Below are 9,392 nucleotides of genomic sequence, written 5' to 3'. Positions count from 1 at the left end.
AGACCGCGCAAGACAATGGCTAAAATTGTCCGCAAGCAGCGCGCCGGACGTGCACGCCCTGCGAGCCTTCACCCGCGCCAGCGCGCGCCCGTCTCGGCCTGCGCGTTCTGTCCGGGCGGCAGCACCACGACCATCGAATTGAGCTTCACCCGGTCGTAGAGATCGATCACGTCCTCGTTGCGCATCCGGATGCAGCCGGACGAGATCGCCTGCCCGATATATTCCGGCTGGTTGGTGCCGTGGATGCGGTAGAGCGTGTCCTTGTTGCCGGAATAGAGATAGATGCCCCGCGCGCCCAAGGGATTGGCGGGACCGCCGGGAACGCGCGCCGGATACGGCCCGAGCCGCGCCTGGATATCTGCCGTCGGAACCCAATCCGGCCATTCCGCCAGACGGCCGACCCGCGCGACGCCGGAGAACGCCATGGCTTCCTCGCCGACCGCGACCCCGTAGCGGATCGCCTTGCCCCCAGGCAGCACGTAATAGAGGTAGCGCGCGTCGGTATCGACCAGAATGGTACCTGGTTGCTCCTTGCGCTGGTAGTCGACGACGTGACGGAGATATTGCTCGGGCACATTCGCTTGCGCGTAAGGCGTGTGCGCAAGCAACTGCCGGTCGCGCGGCGTCATGCTCGCGTCGGTCGACGGCGAAAGCGTGGCCTGCATGCAGCCGCCCAGCGGCAGCAAGGCAATGACGAACAAAGCGATTAAAGATCTTGGCACCGCCGGCCCCCGATAGCGGATAGCAGCGCCCCCAGCATCCCCAGATGCTGCCAAAATCGTGCTGAAAACAAGGCAGCGCGGAACACGTGCGCGTGTTCAACAAAAGGGGTTCCATCACCACAAACGGCAGAAGACAGTCGCATCATCTCCATCCCCTCGCCTTGCTTTGGTCAAACCCGGCTGGACTCGTGCGTCATCGTGCGAGGCTCACCCGGTTGGGATGGGCTCGCCCCAATAGATCGGCTCGCACCAATGCGGACGACCAGTATTTCAAGCGCCCGGCTTTCGAACACCGGGCTTCAAAGGAGCTGCGATGCTCGCGACGCTGAACCCCAAGCAAATCGTCGATGAGATCGTGAAGGACACGGTCAAGGACAACGATCCGCACGACGCGATTCAGATTTCGCCCGACATTGTGCTGGCTTCGCGCCCCGTCAGCGTTGCGCCCGCGCTCGCGCCTGACATCGCGACGCGTCCGGAGCCGAAATTCGCCCCGGAGCCCAAACCCTTGCTCGATCGCAAAATCTCCATTGAGCCCAAATTCAGTCCCGTCTCGGAGCCGCAGGCGGCGCCTCCGCCCTCTGTCGACACGGCCGTCCGCGTCGCGGCGAGCGATGGTCTCGGTCCGCGGAAGCGATCCGCCGCGGGCAAGTGGCTGCGCGGCGCTTTCGTCACGTTTCTGTTTGCAGGCGGCAGTGCCGCCGCCACCATCGCGTGGGAGAAGCACGGCGACACCGCCAAACAGATGCTCGCCGAATGGACACCGGCATTGACGTCGCTGCTGCCGTCGACATCGCAGACCGCGCCGGTCGCTGCCGCACAGGCCGCGCCGCCCGCGGAACAGGCCGCCCCGCCCGTAGCGCAACCGGCAACCGATCAAACCGCCGATCAATCTGCGACGCCACCCGCAGTCCAGGTCGCGGCCGCCACGCCCTCCGCCACGCAGCCCGATGCAGCACAGTCGGTGCAAGCGATGACGCGCGACCTCGCCGCGATGGCGCAGCAGATCGAAGCGCTCAAGGCCAACATCGCCGAGTTGAAGGCCGGACAGGAGCAGATGGCGCGCGAGATGGCAAAACCGCCTGCGCCGAAGCCGGTCGCTGAGGTCAAGCCTGTTGATCCGCGCGCACGTGCTGCTGCGGTCCCACCGCGAGCTCCGTCACCGCCGCCGGTTCGCAAACCGAAGCCGGTCGTGTCGCACACCTACATGCCGGCCTATTCGCCCGCGCCGCTCGCAGCTCCGCCGCCGCCTTCGCAGGCTGCCGCGATGCCGCCGCCGGCCGCACCTGTTACCACGACCCAAGCAGTTGCCGATGACGACGGACCGGTCGTGCGTCCGCCGATGCCGTTGCGCTAGACTGAGACCGCGCAAGCAGCGCGCTGCGACCACTCGCGTACGCTGTCCGAGTCGATGTGACGCGTTGAGTCCGGACAATTACGGAAAGCGATTTTTCTCGCTCAAGAGAAAAGGCCGTCGGGATCTATGCCGGCGGCCTTCTCTTGCAGCTGCCGGTTCCCGGAGCCCGGTTCTGCTGCAATTCCATGCCTTATGATCACGCCAACATATTTAATTAAATGTTAAGGCCGTCACACGTTGCACATCATTTCTGCGCCATAAGCACAGAGATTGCGCGGTCCGTTCATCGGTAGATGTCGACTCAGTGGTACCATCCGACATGTGTTGAGACTTCCACTGAAGCTCATCTCGTCACACCGGGGAATTCGGATGCCGTACTACTCTTTCGATCTTGTGGTTGGTGGAGAGTTCAGGAACCAGGGCGGAATCATCCTCGAAGACATCGAGGTTGCCTCCGATCGTGCCGACCAGCTCGCCACCGAGCTGTCGCAGGTGAAGCCGGAGCTGCAGCAGAAGGGTTGCGCGGTGCGCGTCACCGATCGCGACGACAACGAGCTTTACCGCACGCCGCTCGATCCCGTGCCGGCCTGGCGCCGCTGACTACTCGTCAAGCGCGGGCGGTTCGAACCAGTTCGTCAGCGACAATCCTCCGTCGACGACGAAGGCTGCGCCGGTGACGTAAGCGGAGAGCTTGTTCGACAATACGGTGAGCGCCATCGGCGCAAGGTCATTGGCCTCGCCGAGACGCCCGAGTGGAATGTGCCGCGCCAGCGCGGGGTCCGCAACGAACCCACCGGCGGCGATCGCGCCGGGCACCAGCGCATTGACGCGGATGTCGTGGCGGCCGAACGTCTTGGCCAACTCCTTCACCAGCATCGCCATCGCCGCCTTCGCCGTCGAATAATGCGGCAGGTTGCGCGGCGTGCCCGCATGCAGCGAGGTGAGGAACAGGAACGAGCCCGGCCGCTTCGCCGCGATCAGCCGCTTTGCGAGTTCGCGCGCCAGGTGAAAGCCGGCATCGAGATTGACGGCATGCATCTGCTGCCAGATCCTGCGATCGACCGCGAGCGCATGATCGGCCTCTCGCCGCGGCGGCGAAGCGCTGTGGACGAAATGCGTGATCCCGCCCAACGCTGCGTCCGCGGCGGCAAGCAGCGCGTCGCACGCATCCAATTCGGCGAGATCGCCGACCCAGGGCACCGCCAGCTCGGGCCTCTTGCTCGCGCCGATCGCGGCTTTCACCCGCTCCGCGCTGATGTCGGCGAACACGGTCCGGACGCCCTCGCCGACCAGGGCCTGCGCGATGGCGCGCCCGATGCCGTTGCCCGCGCCGGTGACGAGCGCTGTGTCACTGGCAGGATCGAATGGCGTGCTGAACAGGCTCATGTCCCTCTCCGAGGCCGGGATGCGGGCCACGATAGCGCACCGCGCCGGGGCGCGACAAATTCGCCCCGGCACCATTGCGGAGCAGCCCGCCGGACGCTAGCCTTCCAAAAAATGGAGGAGATACCAAGGATGCGCTACGGTTTCCTGATGGCTGGCCTGTTGCTGATCGCCGCTCCGGCCCAGGCCGAGGACCATCTACGCTCGACCTATGTGACCCTGGTCCTGCAAGCCTTTGCCACCAAGGTCGAATGTCCGGGCACGGACGTCGTCTACCAGGATCTCGTGCAGAAGGCGCAGCAGATGAAGCTGCCTGATGGCACCACCGAGAAGGTGCGCAAGGCGATTGCCTGGATGCATACCGGCGGCAAGATGGGCGAGAAGCAGGACGACGATCTGATGGCCGAGGTCGCGGTGGCGACCCAGGCGACCGATCTCAACCAGCGCCGCCTCGGCATGCCCAACTGGTGCGAGGCCCAGAAGACCAACCTCGCCGGCCTGATCCGGGCCAAGGGCGGCTAGCAAGCGGCTGTCGTGGCGTTAAGCACACCGCGGCGGAACCCTCGTTTCGGCCAATAATCGTCACATTCCTCGCCAGCATGCGGGCTCCTTTCGCACAGGAGAAGCCCAATGCGGATGACGCATCTCATGGTCGCCGGCGTGCTCGCGATGAGCGCAACGCTGGGCGCCCCGGCACAGGCAAAGAATTCCGACGCCCAAAAGGGCGAGGACAAATCGACCTCGTCGTCCTCGTGCAGCGCCTATCAGCAGGCGCCGGACGGATCGTGGGAACAGCTCCCCTGCAGGGAGGCGGGCGAGCGCGGCCAGCCGCAGACGCAGCATCGATCCCCGTCACGAGGGCCGGATCGAGAGGAACGCTGAAGTGATTCCGGTCCAGCGATCAGCTGTGGGCCGGCCCGCGGATGATCCTCATGGCGTCGGCGATGTGACGCCATTCCTTGGCCTCATCGGCCTCGCCGCGGCCCTCGCAGGCCTGGGCCTGCTCAGCGGCCTTCGCAATCGCAGCAAAACCATGCCGTTCGAGCATCTGCCGCGCGACGGTGTGGACCTGGACCTCGGACATCATGGGCGCTCTCCCGTCTGACCAGACCGCAGGCCGCATCGCTCCCGCGGTCGTTGACAACGATTGAGGGCGGGACCTCGTTCCGCACCGTCCCTATGGTCCCAAAACAAAGGCGGCCCGCTATGCCCAGCGGACCGCCTTCTCACCCACCCCAAAGCTGGAGTTCGTCGGCCGCGTCCCCTATGCGACCGCCGCTTTCTTGCGATCGAAGTCGTTGGGCACCTCGATATCGACCTCCAGGGTCGATACGTCGTCGCCCCGCTCGAGCCGGACGATGACCTTGGTCGGGTCAAGCGTGACATGCTTGGACACGACGGCGAGAATTTCCTCACGCAGCACCCCGAGCAGATCGGGTTGGCCACGCATTCCGCGTTCATGGGCAAGCAGGATCTGCAGCCGCTCGCGAGCGACGGGTGCAGAGGCCTTTTTGCCGCGGAGAAGCCGAAGCAGACCCATGCTCATGCAGCCCTCCGTCGCAGCAGACGATCCATAAAACGCTTGCGCTCAGTCGGAACCTGCATCGGCACGGTGTCGCCGCACAGCCGGCGCGCCGCGTCGATATAGGCCCGCGCCGGTGCGCCGTCCGCGTTCGACAGCGTCACCGGTGTGCCGACATTGGAGGCCTTCAAAACGTCCTGGCTCTCGGGGATGATGCCGAGCAAGGGCGTTGCGAGGATTTCCAGGATGTCGTCGATGGTCAGCATCTCGCCGCGCGCGGCCCGCGAGGGGTCGTAGCGGGTGATGAGAATGTGCTTCTCGACGCGCTCGCCCTTCTCGGCCCGCACCGTCTTGGAATCGAGCATGCCGATGATGCGGTCGGAATCGCGCACCGAAGAGACTTCCGGATTGGTGACGATCACGGCCTCGTCGGCAAAGCGCATCGCCATGGAGGCGCCGCGCTCGATGCCGGCGGGGCTGTCGCAGATCACCCAGTCGAAACGGCTGCGCAGATCGTCGATGACCTTGCCGACGCCCTCTTCCGTCAGCGCATCCTTATCGCGGGTTTGCGAGGCTGGGAGCAGCCAGAGGTTTTCCAGCCGCTTGTCCTTGATCAGCGCCTGCGGCAGCTTTGCAACGCCCTGCACCACGTTGATGAGGTCGAACACGACGCGGCGTTCGGCGCCCATCACGAGGTCGAGGTTGCGCAGGCCGACGTCGAAGTCGACGACGACGACCTTGTCGCCGCGTTGCGCCAACGCGGCCCCCAGCGCGGCGGTCGTCGTGGTCTTGCCGACGCCCCCCTTGCCTGATGTCACGACCAGTACCTTTGCCATTTCTGAAATCTCCTTCTGGTCAGTTCAGCGCGGTAATTCGCATGGTGTTGCCCTGCAGCCAGGCCTGGGCCGGCTTGCCGCGCAGGGCCTCGTCGATATCGTCGGCGGTCTGATAAAACCCATCGATTGCAAGCAGTTCGGCTTCGATCTTCTGGCAATAGATGCGCGCGCTCGTGCGACCGTTCACGCCCGCCATGGCGCGGCCGCGTAGCGCGCCATAGACGTGGATGGAACCGCCGGCGACGACTTCGGCACCCGAGCCGACCGAGCCGAGGATGGTGACGTCGCCTTCGGGAAAGATCACGGTCTGGCCCGATCGAATTGGGTTCTCCAGCAGCAGCGATGTCGGCTTGGCCTCGGACTTCGTCTCGGCCTTCTTCGGCGCGTTCGGCTCGATCACGCAGCTGCGCCCGCCTGAGAGCAGCGGCGGCATCATCGGGGTCAGCCTCGCCTCCTCAACACCCTCGATGCCGAGCACGCGGATGTTGCGGTCCTGAAGGCTCGTGAGCAAATGGCCGATCCCGGACTGGCTGAGATCGACCGAGGACAGGTCGATCACCACGGGCCGGCCGGCAAAGAAGCCCGGCGAGCGCGCAATGGTGGCATCGATCTCGTGCAGCCAGTCCTGCACCGGAACCGTCGGCGTAAACACGAAGGCCACATAAGAGCGCCCGCGCAGGCGCACCATTTGGCGTTGAGGTTTGACTGCAGCCTCCATATCGGCCGACTCGTTCCCTGTTATTGAATGGTTAACGATGCGGCGGATATGGTTAACGGCCGGTTAATTTCTCCGTGGGTTACCCGTCCCAAACTGTCATCGCCCGCGAAGGCGGGCGATCCAGTACTCAGACACCCTATGGGTTCGTCGAAAGGCCGCGGCGTACTGGATGCCCCGGTCAAGCCGGGGCATGACACCGCTGTGTGGGGGCCAAGATGCCCTCCCTACTTCCTCACCTTGCTCGCATCCATCTTGATGTTCGGATCCAGCATCTTGGTCGTGAACGCCGTCGTCACATCGAACGGCTTTTCCATGCCGAGATAGGTCTGGACCAGCTCGTAGTCCTTCTTCATCCGCTCGCCATCGATCCAGCCGAGACCCTTGGTGGTGGTGAACTCGTCCGTCATCAGGAACTTGATGCGCTCCCACTGGCGCTCCTGGTTCGCCTGGTCGAGACCGGAGACCTGGTCGAGCAGCGCTTTCAGGCACGGCGCGACGTCGGCAACGCAGGCCGCAAAGGCCTTCTGCGTGACGCGCACGAACTCTTCGACGACCTTCGGATTCTTCTGCAAGTAGGCGCCGTTGACGATCAGCGAATTGCCGTAAGGGTTGAGCCCGATGTCCTTCCAGTTGACGTAGCCAAGGTCCTGGCCGAACTCGATCACCTTCAGATCGTGCTCGTTGTAGAAGTCGCTGATGATGTCGACGGTGTGGCTCTTCAATGCCGCGATCTTCGCGGTCGGCCCGACATTGACGAAGCCGACGGCATCGGGCGCAAGCCCGGCGGCCTTGGCAAAAGCCGGCCACATCACGCGCGAGGCATCGCCGGGCGGATTGCCGATCTTGTGGCCGGCAAAGTCCTTGACGCCGTTCACGCCGTAGCTCTTCAGCCAGTAGAAGGTTTGCCCGGTATTGGCATAGACGCTCATCACCGCGACCGTGTCGGCGCCCTTGCTCTTGGCCACCAGCATGGTGGCGAGATCGGCGACGCCGAAGGGCGAGCCGCCGGAGCCGACCTTGGCGGCGGAAACGCCCGAGCCCTTGCCGGTCTCGATCGTGAGGTCGATGCCCGCCTTCTCGTACCAGCCCTGCGCCTTGGCATAATAATACGGCGCGTGATCGGCCGTCGGCGTCCAGTTCAGGATCAGATTGACCGCTTCGCCCGCATGCGCGGGCGCCGCGGCTGCACCGAGCATCAGGGTCAAGACCAGGGCCGAGCCCGCCGCCTGCAAACGCTTCATCGCATCTCTCCTCATTGCCGCGACCCGGCTTGTCGCTCTCCCCTTGTGAGGATACCAATGCAACAAGCCCGCCCTCAACTTGTCAACTGTTTGGTTGGAAATGCCCGCAAAACGATCTGGCGACACCGTGCCGCAGCGCCGCGACCCCGTCGCCACCCGCAACAAGCTGCTGACCGCGGCGCGCCTGGAATTTGCCCGGCACGGCTTTGCGGGCGCCCGCGTCGACGAGATCGCCGAGCGCGCCGGCGTCAACAAGCAGCTCGTCTACCACTATTTCGGCGACAAGGACGCGCTTTACCTCGCCGTACTCGAATGGGTCTATGAGGACATCCGCGAGCAGGAGCGCAAGCTCAATCTCGAAGGCCTGCCGCCGGAGAAGGCGATCCGCAAGCTGATCGAGGCTTCGTTCGACCATCTGGCCGCACACCCTGATTTCATCGTGCTTTTGAACGACGAGAACCGCGGCGGCGCCCGCCACGTCCGCGGCTCGACGCGGCTGGAAGCGATGCACTCCCCGCTGGTGAAGAGCGTCTCCCACATTCTCAACGAGGGGGTGCGCGCGGGCGTGTTCCGCAAGGGCGTCGACCCCGTCCAGCTCTATATCTCCATTGCGGGCCTCAGCTATTTCTTCTTCTCCAACACGCCGACGCTGTCGGCGATCTTCGGCAAGGACCTGTCGAGCCGCACCGCACGGCGCGCCCGCCGCCGCCATGTCGCCGACCTGGTGCTGCAGTCGCTCCGGCCCTAATCAACCAACTGGTTGAAACTTCCCCGGAAGGCGGCTAGGCTTGCGACCTGCGGCATCGCCGCCGCGCCAACAGGGAGCAATCGGTGGCAGGAGACAGCGCACGCGCCTCGCGCAGCTTTGCGATCATCCTGATCGTGCACCTCGCCGTGCTCGTGCTCTGGCAGGTCGCGGTCGATGCCTTTCACGTGCCGAAATTCATCCTGCCCTCCCCGCTGGCGACGGTGCAGACGCTGGGAACCGCGAGCTACGCCTGGGGCGCCAATACGCTGGTGACAGCGGTCGAGATCCTCGGCGGCTTCGCGCTCGGCGCCTTCGTCGGCGTCGCGCTGGCCGTGATTTTCAGCTGGGCGCCGCTGCTCAGCCTCGTGCTGTTGCCGCTGTTTGTGACGCTGAACATGATCCCGAAGGTCGCGCTCGGCCCGCTCTTCATCGTCTGGTTCTCCTACGGCATCATCCCGAACATCCTGATCGCCTTCAGCATCTGCTTCTTTCCGATCCTGCTCACCACCGCGCGGGGCCTGCGCGAGGTCGAGCCGGATCTGCTCGATCTCGTCAAATCCCTGCGCGGCTCGCGCTGGACGCTGTTCCGCAAGATCCAGCTGCCGGGATCGCTGCCTTACGTGTTCTCCGGCATGAAGGTCGGCGCCATCCTGGCGGTCGCCGGCGCCATCGTCGGCGAGTTCATCGCCTCCGAGCGCGGGCTCGGCTACCTCATGATCCAGGTGCAGTCGGCGCTCGACACGCCCGCGATGGTGATGGCCGTCGTGCTGCTGACGCTGCTCGGGGTCGCTCTCTACGGCCTCGTCCTGATCCTCGAACGCATGTTCGTGGTCGGTGACGCAAGGCAAACCTGACAACGGCAGAA

13 protein-coding genes are annotated in these 9,392 nt (G+C 64.8%); 6 read left to right on the top strand and 7 right to left on the bottom strand.

The window, feature by feature from the left end; genetic code table 11:
• Positions 1-68: 68 nt before the first annotated feature.
• Complete coding sequence (locus GGD62_RS01845) at positions 69-665, bottom strand: L,D-transpeptidase (RefSeq protein WP_177237477.1); 597 nt, start codon at positions 663-665, stop codon at positions 69-71.
• Between the two features lie 370 nt (positions 666-1,035).
• Between GGD62_RS01845 and GGD62_RS01840 the strand changes: the two genes are divergently transcribed.
• The gene (locus tag GGD62_RS01840) at positions 1,036-2,079 is read left to right on the top strand and encodes a hypothetical protein (RefSeq protein WP_183706902.1); all 1,044 of its coding nucleotides are present in this window, start codon (positions 1,036-1,038) and stop codon (positions 2,077-2,079) included.
• 369 nt (positions 2,080-2,448) lie between these two features.
• Positions 2,449-2,679: a DUF6894 family protein gene (locus tag GGD62_RS01835; RefSeq protein WP_018322949.1), complete on the top strand. Its 231-nt coding sequence runs from the start codon at positions 2,449-2,451 to the stop codon at positions 2,677-2,679.
• On the opposite strand, the gene GGD62_RS01830 is transcribed toward GGD62_RS01835, so the two are convergent.
• Positions 2,680-3,465, bottom strand: a complete 786-nt coding sequence (locus GGD62_RS01830; RefSeq protein ID WP_183706901.1) for an SDR family NAD(P)-dependent oxidoreductase — start codon at positions 3,463-3,465, stop codon at positions 2,680-2,682.
• A gap of 129 nt (positions 3,466-3,594) precedes the next feature.
• Here GGD62_RS01830 and GGD62_RS01825 point away from each other — a divergent pair, with 129 nt between their 5' ends.
• A complete protein-coding gene (locus GGD62_RS01825) occupies positions 3,595-3,984 on the top strand; it encodes a hypothetical protein (protein ID WP_092262000.1) in 390 nt (129 codons plus the stop codon).
• Between the two features lie 108 nt (positions 3,985-4,092).
• On the top strand, positions 4,093-4,344 hold the full coding sequence (locus GGD62_RS01820) for a hypothetical protein (protein WP_179730629.1): 252 nt from the start codon (positions 4,093-4,095) through the stop codon (positions 4,342-4,344).
• A 19-nt stretch (positions 4,345-4,363) separates the two neighbouring features.
• On the opposite strand, the gene GGD62_RS01815 is transcribed toward GGD62_RS01820, so the two are convergent.
• From GGD62_RS01815 to GGD62_RS01795, 5 genes are all read right to left on the bottom strand, one after another.
• A complete protein-coding gene (locus tag GGD62_RS01815; protein WP_018322945.1) occupies positions 4,364-4,549 on the bottom strand; it encodes a hypothetical protein in 186 nt (61 codons plus the stop codon).
• Positions 4,550-4,726: 177 nt separating this feature from the next.
• The gene (gene minE / locus GGD62_RS01810; RefSeq protein WP_018322944.1) at positions 4,727-5,008 is read right to left on the bottom strand and encodes a cell division topological specificity factor MinE; all 282 of its coding nucleotides are present in this window, start codon (positions 5,006-5,008) and stop codon (positions 4,727-4,729) included.
• A complete protein-coding gene (gene minD / locus GGD62_RS01805; RefSeq protein WP_018322943.1) occupies positions 5,005-5,820 on the bottom strand; it encodes a septum site-determining protein MinD in 816 nt (271 codons plus the stop codon). The genes minE and minD overlap by 4 nt, the downstream gene beginning before the upstream one ends.
• 19 nt (positions 5,821-5,839) lie before the next feature.
• The gene (gene minC / locus GGD62_RS01800; protein ID WP_018322942.1) at positions 5,840-6,538 is read right to left on the bottom strand and encodes a septum site-determining protein MinC; all 699 of its coding nucleotides are present in this window, start codon (positions 6,536-6,538) and stop codon (positions 5,840-5,842) included.
• Between the two features lie 224 nt (positions 6,539-6,762).
• Positions 6,763-7,779 carry an ABC transporter substrate-binding protein gene (locus GGD62_RS01795; RefSeq protein ID WP_179730631.1) on the bottom strand — a complete coding sequence of 339 codons (1,017 nt, stop codon included), beginning with the start codon at positions 7,777-7,779 and terminating at the stop codon, positions 6,763-6,765.
• A gap of 100 nt (positions 7,780-7,879) precedes the next feature.
• On the opposite strand from GGD62_RS01795, the gene GGD62_RS01790 reads away from it, so the two are divergent.
• Complete coding sequence (locus GGD62_RS01790) at positions 7,880-8,527, top strand: TetR/AcrR family transcriptional regulator (RefSeq protein ID WP_018322940.1); 648 nt, start codon at positions 7,880-7,882, stop codon at positions 8,525-8,527.
• An 83-nt stretch (positions 8,528-8,610) separates the two neighbouring features.
• Complete coding sequence (locus tag GGD62_RS01785; RefSeq protein ID WP_091956929.1) at positions 8,611-9,381, top strand: ABC transporter permease; 771 nt, start codon at positions 8,611-8,613, stop codon at positions 9,379-9,381.
• Positions 9,382-9,392: the final 11 nt, after the last annotated feature.

This window comes from Bradyrhizobium sp. ERR14 (assembly GCF_014198235.1).
Classification (GTDB): Bacteria; Pseudomonadota; Alphaproteobacteria; order Rhizobiales; family Xanthobacteraceae; genus Bradyrhizobium.
The sequence above is the reverse complement of the archived record's forward strand: the minus strand, read 5'-3'. Positions and strand labels throughout refer to the sequence as shown.